Source organism: Streptomyces sp. SLBN-8D4 (genome assembly GCF_049739545.1).
GTDB classification, from domain to species: Bacteria; Actinomycetota; Actinomycetes; order Streptomycetales; family Streptomycetaceae; genus Streptomyces; species Streptomyces canus_C.
Genome location: NZ_JBMGQC010000001.1, coordinates 2,225,064 through 2,248,558, shown reverse-complemented (window position 1 = coordinate 2,248,558; position 23,495 = coordinate 2,225,064). Strand labels below are relative to the sequence as shown.

The window sequence follows — 23,495 nt, the reverse complement described above, 5'->3', positions numbered from 1 at the left end:
GCCATGGCTCCCCGACTCCTCGTCCACACCCGCACCACCGCCTACCGCCACGACTCCATCCCCGCCGCCGTCGACGCCGTCCGCGCCCTCGGCGGCTTCGAGGTGGACGCGAGCGAGGACCCCGCGGCCCTGGAGCGGCCCCTCGACCGGTACGCCGCCGTCGTCTTCCTCTCCACCAGCGGTGAGATCCTCACCCCGGCGGGGCGCGAGCGGCTGGCCGCCCACGTGGAGTCGGGCGGCGGGTTCGTCGGGGTGCACGCGGCCGCCTGCACCGAGTACACCTGGCCCCACTACGGCGAACTGCTGGGCGCCCGGTTCGAATAGCACCTCGCGTACCAGCCCGGCAGGATCCACGTCGAGGACCGCGACCACCCGGCCACCCGACACCTGCCCGCCGTATGGGAGTTCACCGACGAGTGGTACGACTTCCGGACCAACCCGCGAGGGTCGGTGCGGGTGTTGGCGTGCGCCGACGAGTCGTCGTACGAGGGCGGTGGCATGGGCGCCGACCACCCGCTGGTGTGGTGCCGGGAGCAGGGTGCGGGCCGCGTCTTCTACACCGCGCTCGGGCACGCCGCCGAGGCCTGGGCGGACCCGGACTTCCGGGCCCATCTGCTCGGCGGGATCACCTGGGCGGCACGGCTGGAGCACCCCGGGTCCTGAGCCCGTCCCATCCCGTCCCAGCAGGTCCCCGTACGGCCCGCGCTCCCGGACCACACCGCCGTACGCGGCACGGACCGTCCCCCTCCGGCCCGGGGACGCCGGCAGGTCTCGCCGTGCGCACCTCAGTCCTGTGAGTCTGTGCCGTGCCAAGCGAAGCGAGCCGCCCCAGGGGGAACCACGGGGGGAACCACGGCGGTTCGGAAAGGGAGACTTCCATGAGCATGCGCAAGCGGGCCGTCGCGATGATGATGGCCGCGTTGCTGGGCGCCGGGACGCTCGGCCTCGCCGTGGCGCCGGCGGCGGACGCGGCCTCGTACCACGGCATCGACGGCAACGGCGTCGTCAGCGACGACTGGCAGGACGAGGAGAACCTGAGCGTCGACGACCACGCCACCAGCAACGCCACGGCCCTGTGGCAGTCCGTCCTGTACGCGGACGGCGCCAAGTGGCAGGACGAGGACGGGGACTGGCACAACTACGCCAAGAGCCAGATCGACGGCTCGTTCGGCCCCGAGACCGAGTCGGCCACCCAGTGGTGGCAGGAGCACTACGGACTCACCGACAACGACGGCGTGGTCACCGACCAGAGCTGGGAGTTCGCCCAGCAGTGGCTCCACGGCCCCGTCTCGGGCGGCGGGGTCCGCTACCAGGGCGACAAGCGGGACGTCGACTTCAAGCGGATCAGCGGCAAGTACCGGGTGAAGCTCAAGGGGACGGGATCCTGGCGGATCGCGTACTACGACCAGGTCGGCTGACCCCGGCCGGCGGGGGAGCGGGCGGCCCCGCGGTCACCCGCTCCCCGACGGCCACGCCCACAGCACCCCTGCCACCAGCAGCACGATGACGGCGAACGCGACCAGCGCCGCCGTACGCCACCGCCGGTACTCGAGACCGTCCGGAACCGGCACCGCCACCTCCTGCGCCACCACGCTCACCACGGTGCCGTACGGCCAGACGGGGGCGGCCAGGTCCCACAGCGCCAGTAGCCGCCCCTGGTCCGCGCCCGCCACCCGGCACAGCGCCTGAACCGCCCCCCGCGGTGGCTGCTTGGCCCCGCTGAGATACCGCTGCCAGGACGACTTGCTGTACGCGGTGCGCCGGGCCAGCTCGGCGAGGCTCAGATCCGTACGGTCCTTGAGGTGCCGCAGCTGTTCGACGAGATGCCGCGCCTCCCTCGGAAGCGAGTCCGGCAGCGGCCGCCAGCGCGTCATGGTCGTCCCCCAAGTGCTCGCCGCCGCCCTGGCAGGGGCAGCGGCCCCCCTCCCCACCGCAACGTTCGACGCCCGCCCGCCCCGGCCAGTTCCCCTCGCCCGCGGATGACCGCAGCTGAACGAATCCGGCGGTGGGTGGCCCCTGCAGCCGATCGACGGTCAGTCGCGCGGCGGGGCCGTGCTCGCCCGCTCCACCAGCCGCGTCGACAGCTCGGTCCGGGTGCTCTCCGGGCGGTCGCCCTCCATCATGCGGACCAGCAGCCGCAGGGCCGTCGCCGCCATCTCCGACAGGGGCTGACGGACCGTGGTGAGCGCCGGGGTGGTCCAGCGGGCCTCGGGGAGGTCGTCGAAACCCACGACGCTGATGTCGTCGGGGACGCGCAGACCCCGCTCGGCCAGCGCCTCGTACACACCGAGGGCCATGTGGTCGGAGCAGACGAAGACCGCGGTGGGCGGTTCGGGCAGATCCAGGAGCTCCAGCGTGCGGCGGAGGGCCGCGCTCTCGTCGAAACCGGCGTACTGGACGTACTCGGGACGCTGCCGTGTCCCCGCCGCCGCGAGCGCGGAACGGTAGCCCGCCACACGGGCGCTGCCGCACATCTTGCGCTGATGGCCGGCGACGACCGCGATGCGCTCGTGGCCCAGCGCCAGCAGGTGCTCGGTCGCCGTCACCCCGCCCTGCCAGTTCGCCGCGCCCACCGAGACCACGCCCGGCGGCGGCTCCAGGACCGGGTCGATCAGGACGTACGGGATGCGGTGCTGGTCCAGCCAGCCGTACTGCGACGACGTCAGCTCGGCCAGGTTGAACAGCACCCCGGAGGAGCCGCGCGCGGTGAGCTTGTCCATCCAGCCGCGGTCCGGGCGCCCCGCACGGTTGCGGGTCGGCCCGGCCGAGACCACCAGCTCCAGGCCCGCGTCGTGGGCGGCCGCCTCCACGCCGTGCAGCACCGCCCCCGACCAGGAGGTCTCCAGCGAGTGCACGACCAGGTCGACGAGGCCCGACGTCTTCGCCGCGTCGAACCTCGGTCTGCGGACGTAGCCGAGCCGGTCCAGCGCCTCGGTGACCCGGCGGCGGGTCTCGGGGGCCACGTCCTCCCGGCCGTTGACCACCTTGGAGGCGGTCGGCACCGACACGCCCGCCTCCCGGGCCACGACCGCCAGCGTGGGACCGGCCGCCACGCTCGCACTCCCCGTGCGGACCATCGGGAACCACCTCTCCGGCCCGCCCGAGGGCCATGAAAGTTTCGACCAGCGCGGAAACAGTAAGCGCTTCCTACCCTAGGTTCGCCCGGTGACGTCGGGAAGAGGTCGGGCTGGGCGGGTCTTCGGGGCCCCCTGACTTTCGAAACCTCGAACGCTGCCCGCAGCTCAGACGGAACCCGGTGAAGTCGGCCGTGAAGGCCCCGTCGACCAGGTCCACGGCATGGATTCCGGCCATCGCGCCCGTGAACCGGAGCCTGGACCCGTGATCGTCGGAGAGGCGGGTGAAGTCCAGTTCCGGACCGACGGACCGCCGCGCGCCGTCGCTGTCGAGGAACCAGAAACAGGCCACCCCGTCCGTCACGGTCACCCCCAGGGTGAAGGCGCTTTCCGTGCCGACGTCGATCACGGCCACCTGGCGGGTGCTTCCCTCGTCCCGCTCGACCAGGCGGAGCACGGTCCGCCCACCGCCCCGCCACTGCTGACCGCGCTGCACCTCGCCCTCGGGCTCCGCCCACGTCAGATCGAGGGCCAGATACGACTCGGTGCCGTACCAGAGCACCAGACCGGCGGCCTGGGTGAACGTGGTCGGCCGCGCCTCCACGGTGACCTCGGCCTCCGCCCGGTGCTCGGTGATCCGCCGGGCCAGCAGACTGTGCGCCCACCACGACTCCGGCCCGTGCCGCCCCCGCAGCCGAATCCAGCCGGGCCGGGCGGCGGTGTCCACCCAGGAGGGGTCGGGGGCGGCACGGAGGGTGCTCCAGGGCCAGCTCACGGGGGTGCCGGGAAGAGCGGGGTGCTCTGGTGACTGCGGGCGGTACGGCGCGAGGGGTTGGGCGGCCGGCGGTGAATGCGGTGGTGCGCTGTCGGCCTCGCCGCCTGACCGCGGGGGTGTGAGCGTGCCGGCCCCGGCGCCTGACCGCGGCGGTGCGCCGTCGGCCTCCGCGCCTGGCCGCGGTGGTGGGGGTGTGCCGGCCTCCGCGCCTGACCGCGGGGGTTTGAGCGTGCCGGCCTCGGCGCTTGACCGCGGTGGTGGGGGTGTGCCGGCCTCGGCGCTTGACCGCGGTGGTGGGGGTGTGCCGGTCCCGGCGCCTGGCCGCGGAGGCGTCGGTGTGCCGGGCTCCGCCCCTGGTTCCGGCTCCGCAGCCATCGGTGCGCCGGGCTCGGGCTCCGGGTGGGTGGGCGAAGGTGCGCCCGTCTCCGTCCCTGCTTCCCGAAGCGTCGGTACCTCGACCTCGACCGCCGGATGCGCACCCCCGTGCCGCAGCCTCGGCCAGCCCTCCGTGTCCCACGTCACCGCCTGGATCGCCGTCTCCCGGCCGAGGGGGCAGCGCGGTCCGGAAGGGGTGTTCAGGGGGCGGGCCGTCAGGTGGCTCAACACCCAGCTTCCGTCCGGAAGTTGGACCAGCTCGCCGTGCCCCGCCTTCTGCAGCGGCAGCGACGGGTCGTCCCGGGATGTCAGCAGCGGGCGGTCGTCCAGCTCGTACGGGCCGGTGATCTGCCGGCTCCGGGCGACCAGGACCCCGTGCTCGAAACCGGTGCCGCCCTCGGCGAGGACAAGGTGGTACCAGCCTTCCCGGCGGACCAACTTCGGTCCCTCGATGAGTCGTTCGTGCTGGAGCAGCAGATGCGTGTCACCTGCGGGTGTCAACGCCTTGCGGTCCAACTCGGTCAGCACGATCCCGGCGAAGCGCCGGCCTCCGGGGCGGTGGTCGTTCTGGAGGTTGAGCAGCCACAACCGGCCCTCGTCGTCGTGGAAGAGCGCGGGGTCGAAGCCATGGCTCGGGATCCGCCGCGGCGGCGACCACGGGCCCGCCGCCTCCGTAGCCGTGGAGACATAGGTGTCCGTGTCGAAGTACGGCGTCCCGACCGAGCGGACGATCGAGTAGACCACCCAGAAGCGCTCGCCGTCCCAGCTCAGGGAGGGCGCCCAGATGCCGCCCGAATCGGGCACGCCCGCCAGCGAGCCGCCCGGGACGGCGCCCTCGACATGGCCCGCGTACGACCAGTGCGCGAGGTCGCGGGAGCGGTGCAGCGGGATCGTCGGGAACCATTCGAAGGAACTGGTCGCCACATAGAACCAGTAGCCGACCCGGACCATCGACGGGTCGGGCGCGAAGCCGCGGATCACCGGGTTGCGCAGCAGGGTCACTTGAGCGCTCCGAGGGTGACTCCGGTACGCCAGTAGCGGCGCATCGCGACCATCATGATCGCCATCGGGACGATGGACAGCAGGGCGCCGGTCAGGACCAGGCTGGTGAGGTCGACGCCGGACTCCAGGCGCTTGCCGGACCAGTTGTAGAGACCGATGTTGAGCGTCCAGTTGTTCTCGCCGCGCAGCACGGTCAGCGGCAGGAAGAAGGCGTTCCAGGTGTTCACGAAGGCCAGCAGGAACACCGTCGCACCCCCGGTGGTCATCATCCGCAGCACGATGCTGAAGAAGATCCTGAGCTCTCCGGCCCCGTCGATACGGGCCCGCCTCCAGCAGCTCGAAGGGGATCGTGGCCTCGGTGTACACCTTGGCGAGGTACACGCTGAACGGGTTGATCAGACAGGGGATGAGCATCGCCCAGGGCGTGTCGACCAGGCCGATCTCCGAGAACAGCAGGTACAGCGGCAGCGTGAGCAGCGCGATCGGGATCAGGAAGGAGCCGACCACGCACGCGAAGACGAGGTTGCGGCCCGGGAAGTCGAAGCGGGCGAGGCCGTACCCGGTGGCGAGCGCCAGCAGCGTGCCTCCCAGCGAGCCGACACCCGCGTACAGGAACGAGTTGGCGGTCCAGCGCAGGAAGATGCCGTGCTCGTAGGTGAACAGCTGATGCAGGTTGTCCCACAGGTGCCAGCCGGAGAACCACAGCCCGTTGGACTGGTAGAGCCCGGTGCGGTCCTTGGTGGCGGCGACTATCAGCCACCACACCGGAAAGAGGCTGTAGACGCTCGCGAGGGACAGTCCGACGAGCAGAAACCGCTGGCCGCCGCGCGAACGGGCGGCTTGATCAGGGGCGTTGAGCCGTCGGACCGGTGAGGTCTTCGTGGGTTCCTCGATGAGGGTCATCAGTCGGTCTCCTTCGAGGTGAACCGGTAGAACAGGAAGGAGGCGACGCCGAGGATCAGGGCGAGCAGCACCGAAAGGGCCGCCGCGTAGTGGTAGTTGCCGGCGTTGAACGCCTGGTTGTAGATGATCATGATCGGGGTGAAGGAGTCGCTGACCGTCTGCGGGGTGACGTTCCGGAACAGCGCGGGCTCGTTGAAGATCTGGAGCATCTGGATGATGGAGAGCATCCCGGTCAGCACCAACGCCCCCCGCACGAACGGGATCTTGATGCTGCGCGCGATCCGCAGCTCGGAGGCCCCGTCGAGCCGCGCGGCCTCGAAGAGGTCGCGGGGCACGCCTTGGAGCGCCGAGTAGATGATGACCATGTTGTAGCCGATGCCGTGCCAGGTCAGCAGGTTGCCGATGGACGGCCACACCATCGAGGGCGCGAAGAAGTTCCAGGAGAACCCGAAAACCTCGCCGAGCGGGGTGAGCGGGCCGACGTCCGGGCTGTAGAGGTTCAGCCACACGATGGCCGCGACCACACCCGGGATCATGTACGGCACCAGCAGCAGGATCCGGAACCGCCCGGCCGTCCTCGACCGGAGGGCGTCCAGGAGCAGCGCCAGCACCAGGCTGACCAGCAGCATGACGGGGATCTGCACACAGGCGAACAGCACCACCCGCAGCACTGAGCCCATGAACGCCGAGTCGGTCAGGCCCTGTTGGTAGTTGTCGAGCCCGGAGAACTCGTCGGTGGTCCCACCCAGGCCCAACCCCGAGGACTGCGACCGGTACAGCGACTGGTAGACGGCGTACCCGATCGGCAGCAGGTACAGGAAGACGAAGCCGAGCTGGAAGGGCACCGTGAAGGCGGCACCCTTCCAGCGCAGTGAGCGAATCATCAGTGGTAGCCCTCAGCCTCTAGCCCTTGACGCTGATGCCGCGGGACTTCAGGTCCTTGACCGTCCACTCCTGCATATGGGCGAGGAGCTCGGTCACCGTCTGCTCCTTGCTGACCACCTTGGCCCAGCCGGCCTGCATCTCCGTGAACATCGCGGTCCAGTCGGGCCCGAAGGTCCAGTCGGTGGTGACTGTCTTCAGGCTGTCCTTCACGATCTGCTGCCCCGCCTGGTAGTTGGAGCCGAGCAGCTTCTCCGAGACCGCCTCGGGCACGTAGGAATCGCTGTCGGCCAGCGCCGGCATCACGCCGTTGCCGGTCTCCGGGCTGGCCATGGTCTTCACGGCGCCGGGGTTCGTGGAGATCCACAGCGCGGCCTCGGCGGCCTGCTCCTGGTGCTTGCACCCCTTGGTCACCAGGGTCACGCTGCCGGTCAGATTGGTGCCGGCCGGGGTCTTGGCGGCCTCACCGGTGAACGTCGGCCAGGGCGAAAGCCCCCAGTCGCCGAAGGACTTGGTGAAGTTCTGCACCATGCCGGCCATCTGCCAGGTGGAGATCTGCCGGGTCGCGGTGCCGCCGTTGTCGTAGTTGCGCTGCACGGCCGCGTAGTCGGCGAAGGACAACTTGCTGTTGAGGTCGTTGTCGATGATCTCCTGGATCACCTTGGCGGCCTTCAGCGTGCCGGCGTCCTGGAAGTCCACCTTCCAGGAGTTGCCGTCGATCGCGTACCAGTGCGCCCCGGCCTGCATGGCGAGAACCTCCAGCGTGCTGGGGTCCTCACCGGCGTAGTTGGTGATCTTGACGCCGTGCTTCTTCAGTACCTTGCCCGCGGCGATGAACTCGTCCCAGGTCGCCGGGGGCTCGATGCCGTACTTCTTGAAGAGGTCGGTGCGATAGATGGTGAAGTTCGGCGACGAACTGGTCGGCACGCCGTACGACTTCCCCTGCACCTGCGCACTCGCCCACGACCCGGTGTTGAACTTGTCCTTCCCGCCCCCGACGTACTTCGTGATGTCGGCGAGCGCGCCCTGCGCGACCCAACTCGTCACGTACTCGGCGGTGTTCTGCACGAGACAGGGCGCGTTGCCCGCCTTCACCGCATTGGTCAGCTGCTTCTGCATGGTCAGCTGGTCGGTGACCTTCGTGTACTTCAGCTGGATGTCCTTGTGCGAGGCGTTGAACGCCTTGACGACGGCGTCCTGGCCGTTCGCCCAGCCCCAGAAGGGGAGGGTGACCGGCCCCGACGACTGCGAGTCGCCGGAATCGTCCGACCCGCCGCACGCGGTGAGCAGACCTGACAGCGCGAGTCCCGCAACGGCGGCGCGGGCGAACCTTCTCCGGGGGCTGCTGAAGTTCATCTGACCGTGTTCCTTCGGAAAGTAGGGCGTCTCGGAGAGGAGAGAGGGGGATCGGCGGCTCGGTGCCGGCCGGAAACGGCGGCCGGAAGTTCATCGGCTCGCGGTTGCGGGGGGTCGGTCCAGCAGAAGCTGTAGTAACCGGTTGCTGGGACGGTAGGCCGACGCTTTGGTGGTTAGCAAGAGGGCGACGGCAATTTGTTACGCCGGTCCGTCCAGGGCGTGAGGTGGAGGCGCCCGCAACACCCCTGCAACACCTGGCGAACTGCCAGCTCACAGGCATGCCGACACGAAAGGCGCACGGCCGTGAGCCCAGGCGCACCATCATCGGACATTGGACAGAAACCGTTTACGAAACGATCTCTTCCTCTGTTGCTAGCGGGGACGCACGGGCGGCCGCACCGAGTTCCGTACGACGACATGGGTGCCCAGCACCAGATGGTCCCCGTCGGCCCCCCGGCGCCGTGCTCCACCGCCCTCACGCCGGTCCGCGACCGCACGCAGGGCCACCCGCCCCATCTCCTCGTACGGCACGTGGACGGTGGTGAGCTGCGGGGTGAGCTGGGAGGCGAGCGGGATGTCGTCGTACCCGACGATGGACACGTCCTCGGGCACCCGCAGCCCCGCCGCACGCAGGGCCTGCATGGCCCCGGCGGCGACGACATCGGTCCCGGCGAGGACGGCGGTGAACTCGAGCCCGTCCCGCAGACCGTGCTCGACGGCCTCGTACCCGTGCTCGTAGTCGTAGGCCCCGTGCCGCACCATGCCGGCCTCGAACGGCACGCCGTACGCCTCGAAGGCACGTCGGGCGCCTCTCAACCGTCCCTGGGCGGTGGTGAGTTCGGAGTGCCCCGGCAGCACGAGAACCCTCCGGTGCCCGGCCGAGAGCAGATGGCTGGCCATGGCGTAGGCGCCGCCCTCGTTGTCGTAGTCGACGGTCGTGGCCGGCACATCACCCTCCAGCGGCGGCCGCCCCACCAGCACCAGATGGGATCCGGCGGCGTCCAGGGACCGCGCGAAACGGGCCATGCGCAGCTGGTACTCGTCGTAGTCGTAGGCGCCGCCGAGCAGCACCACGGCCGCGACCCCCTGCTGGCGCATGAGGTTGACGAGGGCGAGCTCGCGCTCGGGGTCGTCCCCGGTCGTCCCGACCAGCGACAGCCATCCCCGCAGTGTGGCGGCCCCCTCCACCCCCTTGGCCACGTGGGCGAACGCGGCACCGGTGATGTTGTTGATGAGGATGGCGACGGTGGGCGTACCGCCCCCGGCGAGCGACCGGGCGTGCGCGTTGGTGACGTAGTCCAGATCGCGCACGACCTTCATCACCTTGCGGCGCAGGTCCTCGGAGACCGGATAGTTCCCGGACAGCACGCGCGAAACGCTGGCCACGGAGACCCCGGCCCGCTCGGCCACGTCCCGGATGGTGGCCCGTCCGACGTCCCCCGAGGCCTTGCGCTGACTCACCCTTGCGGCTCCTTAGCGATAGTGACCCGGCCCCAGGACCCAGGGTCCGGAAACCGTATCCCATTGTTGCTCCGGCTGGATTCCGACGGCGTGGGCACCAGCGGGCGGCAAGCGCCCCTCAGCCCCTCAAGCCACCCGCCCCATGTCCGCATACCGCACCTCATGCACCAACCCCAGCCCTGCCACCAGCCGTTCCAGCTCCTCCACCACGATCCGTCCCAGCCGCTCCAGCTCGTTCCCCAGCGACCCCGCGATGTGCGGGGTGAGGAACACGTTGGGCAGCCGGTACAGCGGCGACCCCGCAGGCAGCGGCTCGGGCTCCGTGACGTCGAGGACCGCCCGCAGCCGCCCGGAGACCAACTCGTCGGTCAGCGCGCCGGGATCGACCAGCGCCCCTCGGGAGGTGTTGATGAGCACGCCCCCGTCCCGGATCAGCCCCAGCCGCTCCCCGTCCAGCATCCGGTACGTCTCCGGGATGTCGGGCGCGTGCAGCGAGACGATGTCGCTGCGCCGCAGCAGGTCGTCCAGCGACACCAGTTCGGCGCCGAGTGCGCCGGCCTCCGAGGTGCTGACGTAGGGGTCGTGCAACAGCACCGTGAAGTCGAACGGCCGGAGCAGTTCCAGCAGTCGCCGCCCCACCCGGGACGCCCCGATGACTCCTACCCGCCGCCCCACGTTCCCGGTGGCCGCGGTCGCCGTGGGCGGCGGATAGGTGTGGGTGGCCCGGAACCGCTCCCGGTGTTCGAAGGTGTCCTTCCCGCACAGCAGGATCATCGCGAGGGTGTACTCCGCGACCGGCAGGGCGTTGCCGGTGACCGCGCTGGAGACGCAGATGCCGCGTTGCCACACGGCGTCGCCGACGAGGGAGCGGACCGAGCCCGCGGCGTGCAGGACGGTGCGCACCCGGGGTGCCGCGGTGAGGGCGTCGGTGTCGAGGCGGGGGCAGCCCCAGCCGGTGATCAGCACGTCGGCCCGGGTCAGCGCGTCCGCCGCGAGGGGGTCGGTGAAGTCCTGGACGACGAGCGCGGGGTCGAGATCGGCGGCCTCGCTCAACCGGGTCATCAGGGGTGGGGGGAAGAGCAGGGGGAGGTGCACGGGATCCATCGCGAAGACGGCCCTGGGTGGCTGAGGGCTGGGCATGTCACTCCTGACACACTGAGTAGAAACAGTTTCTGAAAACGCCTTCTACGCCAGATCTACCGTAGGTCTGGCGTAGAGGGGTGGTCAATCGCTGAAGAGGACCGGTTGACAACCGGATGACAACCGGTTTCCAGAGTCTGGTCCGTGTCGGCGAGGTTACACAGTCTTTTCGAAAGTTCGTCAAGCCTCTTGACGCCGTTTCCGGCCAGGGCTGAAGCTCTGCCCCATGCAGCAACCGGTTGTCTACCAGTCGCCGCGTTCCCATGAACGGACAGAGCAGGAGGTGGTGCGCCGTGCGCCCACATGCCGGTGCCGCGCTGAGCCGCCGCCGTTTTCTCTCCCTATCCGCAGGCGGTGCCGCGGCGGGGGCGGCCGCACTGAGCGGCTGTGCGATGCAGGTGTCGAGCGCGGTCGGTGGCTCGGGCGAGACCGTCACGGTGATGGCCAAGGCCGACGACCTCTCGCCGGAGCTGATCAGGCAGGCCCAGAAGGACATCGGCGTCAGGATCAACACGGTGCTGTACAGCACCAGCAAGCTGATCGCGATGATGACCAACGGCAACCCGCCGGATCTGGTGCGCGGGGTCGGTGCGGTGGACGCCCCGTACTACGCGGCCCGGGGCGTGATGGAGGACCTGGACCCGTACTTCGCGAGGAGCAGCGTCCTCAGGCCGGACGACCTGGACCCGGTCAACGACCTGTGGCGCTACGACGGCCGCACCCAGGGCAGGGGCCCGCGCTACGGCATGGCGAAGGACTTCTCCCAGGACTCGATGTTCTGGTACAACACCGAACTGTTCGACCGGGCGGGCGTCGACTACCCGCCCGAGCTGGACCCCGTCACCTACGAGGAGTGGCTGGACAAGGCCAAGCGGCTCACCCGCCGCAAGCACGGCCAGACGACCGTGTTCGGCGGCAGCTACAACGGCGTGCTCACCCCCAACCTGCTGGCGAGCCTCACCGTGGCCGCCGGCGGGAACCTCTTCACCGACGACTACTCCCGGGTCGACTTCACCACCCCCGAGGCCCGCAAGGCGCTCGGCTGGTACGTCGAGTACTGCCGGACCAAGGTCGGTCCCAGCATCGTCCAGCCCGACCCCAACACCTGGGACGGGCCCACCTTCCAGGCGAACCGGCTCGCCATGTCGAACTCCGGCTACTGGCTCGGCGGCCTGATCAACGCGGACAAGAAACTCGCGCCGCTGTCACGGCTCGCTCCCGCGCCGTACTTCGAGGGCGGCCGACGGATCAGTCCCTGCCAGGCCGGCACCGGCTTCTGGATCCCGAGCGCTTCGCACCACAAGGACGCCGCGTGGCGGGTCTTCGAGTGGTTCTTCGGCGAGGCACCGGCCAAGGCGCGCGCCTCCGGCGGCTGGGGCATCCCGACCCTGAAGTCGCTGCGGCCGCTGATGCCCGCTCAGGAGGATTACCAGAAGCGGGTGTTGACCGTGCAGCAGGCGGAGCTGAAGCACTACTCGGTGATCGCCTTCACGCCGTACGCCGGCGCGGACTCGCTCCTCGCCCTCTTCAACCAGATCGCCCCGGCCGCCATGACCGGCGGGATGTCCGTCGACACCCTCGCGGGGCGACTGAACTCCGCCATGAACGAGCAGCTCAAGCGCGGTAAGGAGCAGGTCGGATGACGGTCGGTCAGGTCACCTCGGTCGCCGAGCGGCACGGCCCCGCCCCGGCGGCGGGTCCGGCCCTCTCCCGGCCCCGCACCTCCATCGCCACCCGCCGGCACCGGGCGTTCTACCTGTTCGCCGCGCCCTGGATCATCGGGTTCGCGCTGCTGACCATCGCGCCGATGGCGTACGCGTTGTGGCTGAGTTTCACCACCTTCGACGGCATCTCGCCGAACTGGCGCTACGTCGGGTTCGGCAACTACCGCGAGCTGTTCTCCGACACGCAGACCTGGCAGTCGCTGGGCCGCACCGGCCTGTTCGCGATCACCTCGGTGCCGCTGTCGATCATCGCCGGGCTCGGGCTCGCCGTACTGGTGAACCGGCCGCTCAAGGCGCGCGGGCTGTTCCGTACCCTGCTCTATCTGCCGGCGGTGGTGCCGCCGGTGGGCGCGGGCGTCGCGTTCAAGCAGCTCTTCGACCAGAACTCCGGTGCCGCGAACGGGGTGTTGAACCTCTTCGGCATCGACGCCCTCGGCTGGCTCGCCGACCCCTACGCCCGCTACGTACTGATCATGACGGTGCTCTGGACGGCCGGAAACATCATGATCATCTCGCTGGCGGGGCTCCAGGACATCCCCCGTGAACTCCTCGAAGCGGCCCGGATCGACGGCGCGAGCGCCTGGCGGAGCTTCCGCAGCATCACGGTGCCGCTGCTGTCGCCGGTCCTGCTCTTCCAGACCGTGACCGGGGTCATCGCCTCGGTGCAGACCATCATGCCGCTGCTGCTGGCACCCGACCCCACCCCGGCCGGCATCACCGCGCTTCCGCAGTCCAACTACCTCTACATGATGCATGTGTTCGCGGAGTACTTCGCGTTCGGCCGCTACGGCTACGCCTCCGCGCTGCTGTGGGTGCTCTTCGTCCTGATCCTCGTCGCGACCGGAGTGATCTTCAAGGCCACCTCCGGCGTGGTGTTCTACAACGTCGACCCGGAGGCGAAGAAGTGACCGCCACCAGCCCGGCCCCTGTGGGCGCACCTCTCAAGCCCGGCCCCCGGCTACGCGTCAACCGCCTCGTCCCCTACACGGTTCTCGTCGCGATCACCGGCCTGTTCCTGGGCCCCTTCGGCTGGCTGGTCGTCTCCGGCCTCAAGACCCCGGCCGAGCTGGCGGCCTCGCCCGTGCACTGGCTGCCGGAACACGTCCAGTGGCACAACGTCGCCGACGCCTTCAACCTCATCGACTTCCTCGGCTACGCCCGCAACTCCCTGGTCATCGCGCTCATTTACGCCACCCTCGTGACCCTCAGCTCCGCCTGGGTCGGCTTCGGCTTCGCCCGCCTCGAAGCCCCCGGCAGGAAGACCCTGTTCGGCATCCTGCTCGGCTCGATGATGCTCCCGCAGATGATCACCCTGCTGCCGACCTACCTGATCTTCGCCAAACTCGGCATGGTCGACACGTACTGGCCGTGGGTGCTGTGGGGCCTGGCCTCCGCCCCCTATCTGGTGTTCCTCTTCCGCCAGTTCTTCGCGGGCCTGCCCCGCGAGCTGGAGGAGGCGGCGATCGTCGACGGCTGCGGCTACCCGGCCGTCTTCTGGCGGATCTTCCTCCCGCAGTCCTGGCCGGTCCTGTCCGCGAGCTTCGTGATCGCCTTCACCTGGACCTGGGGCGACTACATCGCCCCGCAGCTCCTGCTGTCCACGGACCGCACCACCCTCGCGGTCGCCGTCATGTCCACCTACGTCACCTCGGCCGGCACCCCGGTCACCAACCTCCAGGCCGCGGCCTCGGTGATGTACGTCGTGCCGATCCTGCTGATCTTCCTCGTCGCCCAGCGCGGCTTCGTCGCCGGCATGTCGACGACCGGCCTCAAGTAGCCGTCCTCGTACCCCTGTTCACAAGGAGTTCCGCATGAACACGCCGTTGTCCCGCCGTACGGCCCTCCAGGCGGCCGGTGCCACCGTGCTCGCCGCCGGTCTGACGAACCTCACCGCCACGGCGGCCCGGGCCGACGAGACCGCCGCCGGCACGCCGCGGCTGGTGACCTACCCCCGCCCGTCCGCGATGCCGACCAACACCACCTTCAAGGTGCGGGTCCGCACCGCCCCCGACGGCGACTGGCAGACCCTCGACATCTGGCGGCCCCAGCTGGGCGAGATCAACCCCGCCACCGGCTCCAGCAGGACCTACAACTCCTCGCTGGCGTACTTCGACTTCCAGGGCTCCGTCGAGGTCGAGGTCACCTACCTCAAGGGCGGCACCACCAAGGTCCGGGTGAGACCGGACTCCTACGGCATCAAGCCCGAGGTGCTCGGGGACACCCTGCGCTTCACGCTCGACCAGCCACGCAACCTCGTCGTCCAGATCAACGACGACATCTTCGACTGCCTGCACCTGTTCGCCCGCGCGGTGGAGAAGAAGAAACCCGCGCAGGACGACCCGGACGTCCTCTACTACGGCCCCGGCGTCCACACCACCGCCGACGGCACCCTGCTCGTCCCCTCCGGCAAGACCGTGTACCTCGACGGCGGCGCCGTCCTCAAGGCGACCGTGATCTTCCGCAACGTGGAGCACGCCGGGATCGCCGGCCGGGGCGTGCTCGCCGGGACCGCGGGCGGCGGCGCCCTGGTGGAGAGTTCGCGGAACATCTCCATCGGTGCCGTCACCGTGCTCAACCCCAACGGCTACGCCGTGCAGTTGGGCGAGGCCACCGGTGTCACCATCAAGGGCCTCGGCTCCTTCAGTTCCAAGGGCTGGGGCGACGGCATCGACGTCTTCTGCTCCAGCAACGTCGTCATCGACGGCGTCTTCATGCGCAACTCCGACGACTGCATCGCCATCTACACCCACCGCTGGGACTACTACGGCGACACCACCGACGTCACCGTCCGCAACTCCACCCTCTGGGCGGACGTCGCCCACCCGATCAACGTCGGCACGCACGGCAACACCGACAACCCCGAGGTCCTGAAGAACCTCCGCTTCAAGAACATCGACATCCTCGACCACCGCGAACCGCAGATGAACTACCAGGGCTGCATCGCGCTCAACCCCGGCGACTCCAACCTGATCAAGAACGTCCGCATCGAGGACATCCGGATCGAGGACTTCCGCTGGGGCCAGGTCATCTACATGAAGGTCATGTACAACACGAAGTACAACACCTCGGTCGGCCGCGGCATCGAGAACGTCTACGTCAAGAACCTCAGCTACACGGGCACGAACGCCAAGTCCTCGCTCCTCCTCGGCTATGACGCCAAGCACGCCATCAAGGACGTCACCTTCGAGAACCTGGTGATCAACGGGCTGGTCGTCGCCGACTCGATGAAGAAGCCGAGCTGGTACTACACCACGGACACGATCCAGTGGTTCTCCAACGAGCACGTCACGAACCTGAGGTTCCTCACCACCGCCGAGGCCGAGGCGGCCGCCGCGTCATGAGCACCGGCCTTCCCGGCACCGACCTCGCCCCGAGCCGCCGCGGCTTCCTCGGCGGCACGGCCGCCCTGCTGCTGGTGGCGGGTGCGAGCGGACTGCTCGCACCCGCCACCGCCCGAGCCGCCGACGCCGAGCACACCAGGGCCTTCACCCACCCCGGCCTCCTGCACACCGCCGACGACCTGGCCCGCATGAAGGCCGCGGTCGCAGCGAAGCAATCCCCGGTGTACGACGGCTACCTGGCCTTCGCCGCCCACGCGCGCTCCAGGTCGACGTACACCGTCCAGAACACCGGCCAGATCACCTCGTGGGGCCGTGGCCCCACCAACTTCCAGAACCAGGCGGTCGCCGACTCGGCCGCCGCCTACCAGAACGCCCTCATGTGGGCCGTCACGGGCGACCGCGCGAACGCCGACAAGGCCCGCGACCTCCTCAACGCCTGGTCCGGGTCCCTCACCATGATCACCGGCGCCGACGGCCCGCTGGGCGCCGGACTCCAGGCCTTCAAGTTCGTCAACGCGGCCGAACTGCTGCGCCACACCGGCTACGACGGCTGGGCGGACGCGGACATCGCCCGCTGCGAGCGGTCCTTCCTGGACGTCTGGTATCCGGCCGTCTCCGGCTACATGCTCTACGCCAACGGCAACTGGGACCTGACGGCCCTTCAGACCATCCTGGCCATCGGTGTGTTCTGCGAGGAGCCCGCCCTCTTCGAGGACGCGCTGCGCTTCGCCGCGGCCGGTGCGGGCAACGGCAGCATCGCCCACCGCGTCGTCACGGACGCCGGCCAGGGCCAGGAGGCCGGCCGCGACCAGGGCCACGAACAGCTGGCGGTCGGCCTGACCGGCGACATCGCCCAGGTCGCCTGGAACCAGGGCGTCGACCTGTGGGGCCACGACGACAACCGTATCCTCGCCAACTTCGAGTACGCGGCCCGCTACAACCTCGGCGGCGACGTCCCCTTCACCTCCGACCTCGACCGCACCGGCAAGTACCTCAAGACGACCGTCTCGGCGACCGGCCGCGGCACCCTGCCCCCGATCTACGAGATGGCCTACGCCCACTACGCCGGCGTCCGCGGCCTCGACACCCCGTACACCAGGGCCGCCGTCTTCCGGGGCAGCGGCGGCGCCCGGCTCGTCGAGGGCGGCAACGACGACCTGCCGAGCTGGGGGACCCTCGCCTACGCGGGAGCCACGGCACCCGCCCCCACCGCCCCGACCGCACCGGCGGGGGTCACGGCGGTGGGGGAGCGGGCCGGGATCACACTGAGCTGGCTGCCCTCGACCTGGGCCACGACCTACACCGTCCTGCGCGCCACGCGCCCCCAGGGGCCGTACGCGAAGATCGCCACCGGCGTCGGCAAGCCCACGTACACCGACGACCGGGTGCGCGCGGGGCGGACGTACCACTACACCGTCATCGCCACCAACTCGCTCGGCAACAGCGGAGATTCGGCCCCCGCCCCGGCCACCGCCGGTCTCCCGGAGCCCTGGTCGACGCAGGACATCGGGGACGTGCGGATCCCCGGTTCGGCCGTCTTCGACGGTGAGCGGTTCGTGCTGGAGGCGAGCGGCACCGCCGACACCCACCGGCTCGTCCAGTTGCCGCTGCGCGGCGACGGCACGGTCACCGCGCGGATCGTGTGGCCGCTGAGCTCGCAGTACTCCAAGATCGGCGTCGGCCTCCGGGACTCCCTCGACGCGGACGCGGCCCACGCCGCCATGGTCATCCAGGGGCTGCCGCTGCACACCTGGAGCGGGGTGTGGACCGTACGGCCGTCGAAGGGGGCCGCCGTCTCGGCGACCGGCAGCACACCGGTGCCGCCCTCGCAGCAGACGGCCATCACCACGAACGCGGCCTTCCCGCTCTCCGCCCTCGGCACCCTGCCCGAGTCGGCGACCCCGCTCGAAGCCCCCTATGTCGAGGGAGCCGGTGACGGCTACCGGCTGCGCATGCCCTACTGGGTGCGAGTGACCCGCACGGGCCGCCGCTGCACCGGCGCCCTCTCCCCTGACGGCGTCCGCTGGACCGAAGTCGGCTCCACCGAGGTCGCGCTGGGCCGCACCGCGTACGCGGGCCTGCTGCTCACCTCCTGTCTCGGCGTCGACGCGGACCACGCCGAGACCGGCACCGGCGCCTTCGACAACGTGACCGTGACCTCCGCCTCCACGGGCGAGATCTGGTCCGTGCCCCGGCCCGCCCGCACCGCGGGGGACCTGAGGGCGGCCCCGGGCTCCGACGCCGTCGAGCTGGCCTGGACCGACCCGGACCTCTCCGCCCGCTACAAGGTCCTGCGGGCGACGGACCCCGACGGCCCCTACCGCACCCTCGCCACCGGTGTCGGCCCGGTCGGGACCGGCACCCGTATCCGGTACGCGGACGCCACCGGCACCCCCGGGACGACGTACCACTACGCCGTCGCGAAGACCAACGCGGCCGGGCGCGGCCCCCTCTCGGAACCCGCCGCCGCGGCCATGCCGACCCCGGCCGTGCCCGAACTCACCTCCGCCGAGCAGGCGTTCGCGAACCAGGGGGTCGGCTTCCGGCACGTCCTGCGGGCCTCCCACGCGCCCGTACGGTTCACCGCCACCGGCCTGCCCGACGGACTCCGCGTCGACAGGCGCACCGGACTGATCCATGGAACGCCCCGCGAGACGGGCGAGTTCACCGTCACCACCACCGCAGGGAACGCGGCGGGCGACGGCACCGGGACCCTCGCCCTCACCGTCGGCACACCCCCGCCGGCCCCGTGGACGTACGGCGACCTCGGTGACGTGGTCCTCGACGACCGGGACTTCGGGACGCTCGGGGTGACCGCGATCCTCACCCCCGGCAGCACCGCCCACGAGGACGGGACCTTCGTGGTGCGTGGCGCGGGAGTGGACCTGACCGTCAACAACCAGGGAATGACAGGGCAGTTCGTACGGCGGCCCGCCACCGGAGACTGTCAGGTCACCGCCCGGCTGGTCTCCCGCACCGGGGCCGCCGCCGACCGGGTCGGACTGCTGATGGCCAAGTCGCTGTCGCCGTTCGACCAGGCCGCCGGGGTGATCGTCACCGGCGGCAGCACCGCGCAGCTCATGCTGCGCAGAACGGTCGCCGGGGCCTCCGTCCTGTCCGGCAGCGCCGCCGTCCAACTCCCCACGCTGCTGCGGCTGAAGCGCACCGGGACCGTCTTCACCGCGTCCGTCTCCGGCGACGACGGCGCCACCTGGACCGACCTCGCCTCCGGTGAGATCCCCGGCTTCGGTGACGCCCCCTTCCACGTCGGCCCGGTGGCCTGCTCCCGCAGCCCGCTGGCCCTCGTCACCTCCGAGTTCGACGAGGTGAGCATCACTCCCATCTGATTCCCCCCACGGAACGGAGATGCACCCCATGAGCCGCACGTCCCCCCACCAGCACATCCCGCAACCCGAGGTGAGCCGCCGCGGTCTTCTGAGGACCGCGGGCGGTCTCGGCGCCGCGCTCGCCCTGGGTGGCGGCGCCCTCGCCAGCGGCCTGGCCACCACGGCCGACGCGGCGCCCTCGACCTGGACCCATCCCGGCATGCTGCACAACGCCGGCGACATCAACCGGGCCAAGGTCAGGGTCGCCGCGGGCACCGACCCCTGGCTCTCCGGCTGGAACAAGCTGGTCGCCAACTCCCACTCCCAGTCCACCTGGACCAACCGGGCCACGGCCACGATCATCCGCGGCGGCACCGGGGAGAACTACTCCCTGCTCTTCAACGACATCGCCGCCGCCTACCAGAACGCCCTGCGCTGGCAGGTCGGCGGGACCGAGGCCAACGCCGCGTGCGCCGCGAGGATCCTCAACGCCTGGTCGACGACGCTGACCTCGGTCACCGGCAACGCCGACCGCTTCCTCGCCGCAGGCCTCTACGGCTGGCAGTTCGCCAACGCCTGCGAACTGATGCGCGGCTACAGCGGCTTCGACCTCGCGGCCGCCCAGGAGATGCTGGTCAAGGTCTTCTACCCGCTCAACAACAGCTTCCTGACGAACCACAACGACGCCTGCATCACCAACTACTGGGCCAACTGGGACCTGTGCAACATGGCCTCGATCCTGGCCATCGGCATCCTCGACGAGGACAGCGCCAAGTACGACCAGGCCGTCACCTACTTCAAGTCCGGCGCGGGCAACGGCTCCCTCTCCCACGCGGTGCCGTACCTGTACACCGACTCCGACGGGTATGCGCTGGGCCAGTGGCAGGAGTCCGGCCGCGACCAGGGGCACACCGTCATGGGCATGGGCCAGATGGGTGCCCTCTGCGAGATGGCCTGGAACCAGGGCGACGACCTCTACTCCTACGACAGCCGTCGCTTCATGAAGGCCGCCCAGTACGTGGCGAAGTACAACCTCGGCAGCGACGTCCCCTTCACCACCTACAACTGGGGTACCGGGCAGAACTGCGCCGCCTCGTCCCAGACCGTGATCTCCGCCGCCTCCCGCGGCCAGATCCGGCCCGTCTGGGCGATGCTCCACTTCCACTACAACCGGCGCCTGGGCCTCGACGACAAGTACATCTCGCAGATGTACTACGACCTCGTCGCCCCCGAGGGCGGAGGCGGCGACTACGGCACCACCAGCGGAGGCTTCGACCAGCTGGGCTTCGGCACCCTGATGTACGCCAAGTAGCGGCCGAACCGCGCTCTGCACCGGAATACCGAGCGGAAATGTGGTGCTCTGTTGTTACCGGTGCAGTAGTGCGGTGAGGAGGCTGGTGCATGACAGCAGTCCGGACGAACCCCGTGGTCAGCACGCCGTACGGGGCCGTACGCGGCCGGTACGAGAACGGCGTCGCGGTGTTTCGGGGCATCCCGTACGGGGCCCCGCCCTTCGGCCCCCGCCGCTTCCGCCCACCGGAGCCGCCCGAGCGCTGGGACGGCGTGCGCGACACGGTCGACTTCGGGCCGACGGCACCGAAACCGCCGTACTCCGAGGCCTTCGCGCAGTACCTCTCCGACCCGGTCGTGCCCGGCGACGACTGCCTCAACCTCAACGTGTGGACCCCCGAGCCCGGCCCCGGGGCCCGGCTCCCGGTCCTGGTCTGGCTGCACGGCGGCGCTCTGACCAGGGGATCCTCCGCGGTCCCGGTGTACGACGGGCATGCCTTCGCCCGGGACGGCGTCGTGTTCGTCTCCGTGAACTACCGGCTCGGCGTGGAGGGCTACGGCCTGTTCCCCGACGCCCCCGCCAACCCGGGCCTGCGCGACCAGTTCGCCGCCCTGCAGTGGGTCCACGAGGCGATCGGGGCCTTCGGCGGCGACCCGGGGCGGGTGACTCTGGCCGGACAGTCGGCCGGCGCGATCAGCACCGGCGCCCTGCTCGCCGCCCCGCAGGCCCAGGGGCTGTTCCACAGGGCGGTCCTGCAGAGCGGGCCGCCCGAGGCGAGTGACCGCGACAAGGTACGGCGGATGGTGCGCCGGATGGCCACCCGGCTGAAGGTGCCCGCCACCGCCGCGGCCTTCGCCGAGGTCGACCGTGACCTGCTGCTGCGCACCCAGGCCGAGGTGGGCCGGCTCAGCAGCCCGGTCCTCGGCGGACCCGCGTTCGGGATCGTGGTCGACGGCGACCTCGTGCCGCGCGACCCCCTGGAGGCCCTCACCGAGCCGGGTGCCGGCGTCGCGAAGGACGTCGACCTGATGCTCGGCTGGACCAGCGACGAGTACCGCCTCTGGCTCGTCCCCGGCGGCCTCGTGGAGCGCGTCGACCGGCTCGGCCCGGTCGCCCTCGCCGGAGCCATGGCCCGCTGCCACTGCGGCTCCGAGGTGGTGCGCGGCTACCGCGCCCTGCACCCCGACGCCGGCACCGCCGAGACCGTCGGCCAGATGGTCACCGACCATCTGCTCCGCATCCCCCTGCACCGACTGGCCGGGGCCCGTCCGGGCACGTCGTACGTCTACGAGTTCGCCTGGCCCTCCCACCTGCCGAAACTCGGCGCCTGCCACGCCCTGGAGCTGGGCTTCGTCTTCGACACCGGAAACACCCCCGAGTCGGCCAAGCTCGCGGGCGAGGGCGCCCCGACCGAGCTCGCCGACGCCATGCACGGCGCCTGGGTGCGGTTCGCCGTCGACGGCGACCCCGGCTGGCAGCCCTGGGACGCCACCCACCCGGTCCAGATCTTCGGCAAGGGCGACCCCTACCTCGCGTCCGGCCCTCGGGACCACGATTTCGCGGTGTGGACGGCGGACCCGACCATCGAGGAGACGGCGCCCGTGTCGGAACCGGCGGAGGGGTGGCCCGCACGGACCGCGGAACTGCGGTCGGTCGTACGACGGCTGCGGCGCTCGGGGCTCGCGCGCCGGCACTGAGGGCGGCCCCCGCCGCCCCCGCCGGTCTCAGGTGCCGGTCGCCGCGACCGAGTCCCTGACCACCACATGGGTGCCCAGCAGCAGGTGCTCGGCGGGGTCCTCCGAGGTACGGCCGAGCGCGGTGCGCACGGCGAGGCGGCCCAGTTCCTCGTAGGGGACGTGGACGGTGGTGAGTGCCGGGTGCAGGTCGCGGGCGAACGGGATGTCGTCGTAGCCGGCCAGGGAGACGTCCCCGGGGACGTCGAGTCCGGCCTCGTGGAGGGCGGTCAGGGCGCCGGCCGCGACCATGTCCGTGGCGGCGACCACGGCCGTGAAGTCCAGGCCCTCCTTCAGGACCCGGCGCATCAGGCGGTGACCGGAGTCGCGGGTGAAGTCGCCGTTCAGGGCCAGCGCCGGGTCGGGGTCCAGGCCGCGGGCGCGGTGCGCGGCGAGATATCCGCGCTCACGGCCCTGCGCGGTGGTGTGGTCGGCCTTGCCGCCGAGGAACAGGACCCGCCGGTGGCCCTGGGACAGGACGTGGGCGACCAGCGCGTAGGCGCCGCCCTCGTTGTCGTACTCGATGACTGTGACCGGCGCCCCAGGGCCCAGCGGCGGTCTCCCGCACAGCACCAGCCGCGATCCCGCCGAGGCCAGCGAGTCGGCCATCCGGCGGGTGCGCTCGCGGTACTCGACGGTGTCGGCGGCGCCGCCCACCAGGATCACGGGCGGCGGCGCGCTGGGCCCGCATCATCTCCACGAACTCCAGTTCGTGCTCGACATCGCCCTCCGTGCTGCACACCAGACACAGATGGCCCAGCCGGGTCGCCTCGCGCTCCACCCCGTGCGCCATCAGGGCGAACGAGGGGCCGGTGATGTCCTCCAGCACGAACGCCAACGTGGGGGTGCCGACCCCCGCGATCGCCTTCGCGCGCGCGTCGGCGACGTAGTCCATGTCGCGTACGGCCCGCATCACGCGCGTGCGGGTGGTCGCGCTCACCGGATACACCCCGCCGAGCACCCGCGACACGGTCGACGCGGACACCCCGGCCCGCGCCGCCACGTCCCGGATCGTGCTCCGGCTCGCGTCCTCGCTCTTCCTGGTCATCCCTGCCTCACCCCCTGGGGAACAGCGGCAACACCCATGGAAACCGGTTCCCGAGCGGAGGCTA

15 protein-coding genes and 3 pseudogenes are annotated in these 23,495 nt (G+C 70.6%); 9 read left to right on the top strand and 9 right to left on the bottom strand.

Annotated features, from left to right (window positions below; genetic code table 11):
• The first annotated feature begins 3 nt into the window (after positions 1-3).
• Positions 4-663, top strand: a pseudogene (locus tag RKD20_RS10015) (ThuA domain-containing protein).
• Positions 664-878: 215 nt separating this feature from the next.
• Positions 879-1,418 carry a peptidoglycan-binding domain-containing protein gene (locus RKD20_RS10010; RefSeq protein WP_424877423.1) on the top strand — a complete coding sequence of 180 codons (540 nt, stop codon included), beginning with the start codon at positions 879-881 and terminating at the stop codon, positions 1,416-1,418.
• 33 nt (positions 1,419-1,451) lie between these two features.
• On the opposite strand, the gene RKD20_RS10005 is transcribed toward RKD20_RS10010, so the two are convergent.
• From RKD20_RS10005 to RKD20_RS09970, 8 genes and pseudogenes are all read right to left on the bottom strand, one after another.
• Positions 1,452-1,874, bottom strand: coding sequence for a helix-turn-helix domain-containing protein (locus RKD20_RS10005; protein ID WP_424877422.1), 423 nt, complete (start codon positions 1,872-1,874; stop codon positions 1,452-1,454).
• A gap of 159 nt (positions 1,875-2,033) precedes the next feature.
• Positions 2,034-3,077, bottom strand: a complete 1,044-nt coding sequence (locus tag RKD20_RS10000; protein ID WP_424877421.1) for a LacI family DNA-binding transcriptional regulator — start codon at positions 3,075-3,077, stop codon at positions 2,034-2,036.
• 70 nt (positions 3,078-3,147) lie between these two features.
• Entirely contained in the window at positions 3,148-5,226 is a 2,079-nt protein-coding gene (locus RKD20_RS09995; protein ID WP_424877420.1) for a family 43 glycosylhydrolase, read from the bottom strand.
• Positions 5,223-6,129 (bottom strand): annotated as a pseudogene (locus RKD20_RS09990) (carbohydrate ABC transporter permease). The gene RKD20_RS09995 and the pseudogene RKD20_RS09990 overlap by 4 nt, the downstream one beginning before the upstream one ends.
• A complete protein-coding gene (locus tag RKD20_RS09985; RefSeq protein ID WP_391178743.1) occupies positions 6,129-7,013 on the bottom strand; it encodes a carbohydrate ABC transporter permease in 885 nt (294 codons plus the stop codon). Before RKD20_RS09985 ends, RKD20_RS09990 begins: the two are co-directional and overlap by 1 nt.
• A 19-nt stretch (positions 7,014-7,032) precedes the next feature.
• Complete coding sequence (locus RKD20_RS09980) at positions 7,033-8,367, bottom strand: ABC transporter substrate-binding protein (protein ID WP_424877419.1); 1,335 nt, start codon at positions 8,365-8,367, stop codon at positions 7,033-7,035.
• A 372-nt stretch (positions 8,368-8,739) separates the two neighbouring features.
• Positions 8,740-9,828 (bottom strand): LacI family DNA-binding transcriptional regulator, encoded by a 1,089-nt coding sequence (locus RKD20_RS09975; protein ID WP_424877418.1) that lies wholly within the window; start codon positions 9,826-9,828, stop codon positions 8,740-8,742.
• Between the two features lie 126 nt (positions 9,829-9,954).
• Positions 9,955-10,968 carry a hydroxyacid dehydrogenase gene (locus tag RKD20_RS09970; RefSeq protein ID WP_424877417.1) on the bottom strand — a complete coding sequence of 338 codons (1,014 nt, stop codon included), beginning with the start codon at positions 10,966-10,968 and terminating at the stop codon, positions 9,955-9,957.
• 293 nt (positions 10,969-11,261) lie between these two features.
• Here RKD20_RS09970 and RKD20_RS09965 point away from each other — a divergent pair, with 293 nt between their 5' ends.
• From RKD20_RS09965 to RKD20_RS09935, 7 genes are all read left to right on the top strand, one after another.
• Entirely contained in the window at positions 11,262-12,611 is a 1,350-nt protein-coding gene (locus RKD20_RS09965) for an extracellular solute-binding protein (protein WP_424877416.1), read from the top strand.
• The gene (locus tag RKD20_RS09960) at positions 12,608-13,600 is read left to right on the top strand and encodes a carbohydrate ABC transporter permease (RefSeq protein WP_424877415.1); all 993 of its coding nucleotides are present in this window, start codon (positions 12,608-12,610) and stop codon (positions 13,598-13,600) included. Before RKD20_RS09965 ends, RKD20_RS09960 begins: the two co-directional genes overlap by 4 nt.
• Positions 13,597-14,469, top strand: coding sequence for a carbohydrate ABC transporter permease (locus tag RKD20_RS09955; RefSeq protein ID WP_424877414.1), 873 nt, complete (start codon positions 13,597-13,599; stop codon positions 14,467-14,469). The genes RKD20_RS09960 and RKD20_RS09955 overlap by 4 nt, the downstream gene beginning before the upstream one ends.
• Positions 14,470-14,503: 34 nt before the next feature.
• Positions 14,504-16,033, top strand: a complete 1,530-nt coding sequence (locus RKD20_RS09950; protein WP_424877413.1) for a glycosyl hydrolase family 28 protein — start codon at positions 14,504-14,506, stop codon at positions 16,031-16,033.
• Positions 16,030-19,380 carry an alginate lyase family protein gene (locus tag RKD20_RS09945; RefSeq protein ID WP_424877412.1) on the top strand — a complete coding sequence of 1,117 codons (3,351 nt, stop codon included), beginning with the start codon at positions 16,030-16,032 and terminating at the stop codon, positions 19,378-19,380. The genes RKD20_RS09950 and RKD20_RS09945 overlap by 4 nt, the downstream gene beginning before the upstream one ends.
• Positions 19,381-19,408: 28 nt before the next feature.
• Positions 19,409-20,671, top strand: a complete 1,263-nt coding sequence (locus tag RKD20_RS09940; protein WP_424877411.1) for an alginate lyase family protein — start codon at positions 19,409-19,411, stop codon at positions 20,669-20,671.
• Between the two features lie 89 nt (positions 20,672-20,760).
• Positions 20,761-22,347 (top strand): carboxylesterase/lipase family protein, encoded by a 1,587-nt coding sequence (locus RKD20_RS09935; RefSeq protein ID WP_424877410.1) that lies wholly within the window; start codon positions 20,761-20,763, stop codon positions 22,345-22,347.
• Positions 22,348-22,374: 27 nt separating this feature from the next.
• On the opposite strand, the pseudogene RKD20_RS09930 reads toward RKD20_RS09935, so the two are convergent.
• Positions 22,375-23,431 (bottom strand): annotated as a pseudogene (locus RKD20_RS09930) (LacI family DNA-binding transcriptional regulator).
• Between the last annotated feature and the right edge of the window lie 64 nt (positions 23,432-23,495).